We start from the raw sequence: 1225 nt of genomic DNA, 5'->3' as shown, positions 1-1225 counted from the left end.
GGTTCATCGCTGAATACCGGGGAAGGCTGCACGGATCTTCAGGAAGAAATACGCCTGATCGCGGTACCCATAAGCGCGGCGCTTGATGACCTTGATGGTGTTGTTGATGCCTTCGACGATGCTGGTGTTGAGCCGATGCCGGCAGCGCGACAAGATCCCATGTAGATAGGCTTTGAGCTTGAAGGCGAAGTGGGCCAGCGCGGCAATGCCGCTGGCTTGGGCCTGCTCCACCCAGTGCTCCCAGGCCCGTTGGGCGTCGCCGGGACGCTGGTAGAACCACAGCCGCTTGAGCTCGTCGCGCATCAGATAGGCGGTGAGCAGAGGCTGGTTGGCTTCGAGCAGTTCGCCCAGCTTCACCGACTGACGCCGATCCAGGTTTTCGCGATTGCGCAGCAGCAGCCAGCGGCTGGATTTGATCACCCGGCGGGCGGGCTTGTCGTGGCGCAGCTGGTTGGCCTGATCCACCCGCACCCGGTCGATCACCTCGCGACCGTACTTGGCCACCACATGGAACAGGTCGTAGACGACCTCGGCGTTGGGACAGTTGGCCTTGATCTCCCGTTCGTAGGCGGTCGTCATGTCGATCGCGACGGCCCGGATCTGCTCGGCAACGCCAGCGGGAAGCTGCTCGAAGAAGGCGCGTGCGGTCTCGCGGGAACGGCCATTGCCGACCCACAGCACCTGACGGCTGATCGGATCGACGACAACCGTGGCGTAGCGATGGCCCTTGTGCAAGGCGAACTCATCCATCGCCAGGTACCGGATCTGGCTCCAGTCCGGTTCCTTGAGTGTTCGGTGCAACCGGGCCTTGTCCAGCGCCTTGACCGTGTGCCAGCCAAGTTGGAAAAAGCGACCCACAGCCAGGATGTTGCTGGACTCGAGCAACTGGCTGACTGCCTCGGCCAGCCGGTCGGTCACCCGCTGGTAGCGCCCCAGCCAGCTCAGCTTCTCCAGGCGCGGACCGCCGCACTGGTCGCACCAGACGCGCCGGCGTGGCACCACCAGCCTCACCTGAAGCGCCATCAGCGGCAGATCCCGTACTCGCCGCGCAGTCGTCTCATGCACCTGCCGGCACCGACTGCCGCAGTGCTGGCAGTACATCGTGCGGGCGGTGGGCTTGAGGTAGATCGTCACCGTCCGGCTGTCGCCTTCGGGCCACGCGATGCCCTCCACCCGATAGCCTTCCCAGCCACCCAGCTTCTCGATCGTCTTCCGGTCGAACATC

1 protein-coding gene is annotated in these 1225 nt (G+C 64.3%); it reads right to left on the bottom strand.

Annotation, left to right across the window (positions count from 1 at the left end; translation table 11 throughout):
- Window positions 1-3 precede the first annotated feature (3 nt).
- Complete coding sequence (locus tag WAF18_RS17295; protein WP_337246206.1) at window positions 4-1224, bottom strand: ISL3 family transposase; 1221 nt, start codon at window positions 1222-1224, stop codon at window positions 4-6.
- Between the last annotated feature and the right edge of the window lies 1 nt (window position 1225).

The sequence above is a fragment of the Luteimonas sp. gir genome (assembly GCF_037198055.1).
In the GTDB taxonomy this organism is placed as follows: domain Bacteria; phylum Pseudomonadota; class Gammaproteobacteria; order Xanthomonadales; family Xanthomonadaceae; genus Luteimonas; species Luteimonas citri_A.
The sequence above is the reverse complement of the archived record's forward strand: the minus strand, read 5'-3'. Positions and strand labels throughout refer to the sequence as shown.

What these genes read in the sequence shown, in the direction of transcription:
- WAF18_RS17295 (WP_337246206.1), bottom strand. Translation starts at nt 1,224, where the DNA reads ATGTTCGACCGGAAGACGATCGAGAAGCTGGGTGGCTGGGAAGGCTAT.